We start from the raw sequence: 896 nt of genomic DNA on the forward strand, positions 1-896 counted from the left end.
ATCTAATATAAAATGAAGTCAGTTGTTCTTCTCTCACTTGTGGCATGTGCCTGGGCAGTTCCTTTGGGCAAAATCGCCCCTTACTCCTACCCTTACATGACCGGCCAAAGCCACTCTTACTACCCCAAGAGTTACGAACACGGACTTGAATACCATCATCAATACCCATCAGACACCGTATACCCATGGACCGGTGTACACTACCAAAGTCAACTAGGACACCAGTATATTTCAACTCCTGTTGAAGCACTCCAGCTACTCCACCAGATCGAACAACACCTTCACCACATTGAACAACATCTTCAAGAACACCAACATGTATTCGAACCATCCCAATGGCAAGAATATATGCACGTCGTTCAGAAGCACTTGAATGAAGTCCAAGGACTCCAGGTCTACATTCAAAAATATGTCCAAGATGACCAGCCAATCCCCAGCGAACACCAATCCCATATCGTTCACTTGAAACATCAAGTCGACATCTTGTACCAAGAAATCCAGGCTGTCCACCCATTCCAAGGCGTTGGATATCACCGTGGTGTTGGATTTGACCAAGGTTTTGGGCATGATCAAGGTTTTGGGCACGAACAGGGCTACGGATTCTCCATGCACTTCCAAAAGGCTTTCCCCGCTTACCAACACCTTTATCAATACCAATCTAAAGTACCCGGATATGGATACCCTGTTGGAAGTGGCTACCATAACCAAAAGTCATTCCAATTGACCGGACCATACCATCATTATGCCAACGATGATTATCATCATTATCCAACTGGGGAACATGCTGTCTGGTAATAATTCTATGCTGAATACACGTTTAAGTCTATTATATTATAAATGATGAAACCCGCAAGCAATAAAGGATATGTTTAACAATTATTTTGTATTTTTGCCTA

At 43.2% G+C, this 896-nt stretch carries 1 protein-coding gene; it reads right to left on the bottom strand.

Annotation, left to right across the window (positions count from 1 at the left end; translation table 11 throughout):
• Positions 1–255: 255 nt before the first annotated feature.
• Positions 256–657 carry a hypothetical protein gene (locus EK369_RS22825; protein WP_127116283.1) on the bottom strand — a complete coding sequence of 134 codons (402 nt, stop codon included), beginning with the start codon at positions 655–657 and terminating at the stop codon, positions 256–258.
• Positions 658–896: the final 239 nt, after the last annotated feature.

Source organism: Shimia sediminis (assembly GCF_003990645.1).
GTDB lineage: Bacteria > Pseudomonadota > Alphaproteobacteria > Rhodobacterales > Rhodobacteraceae > Shimia > Shimia sediminis.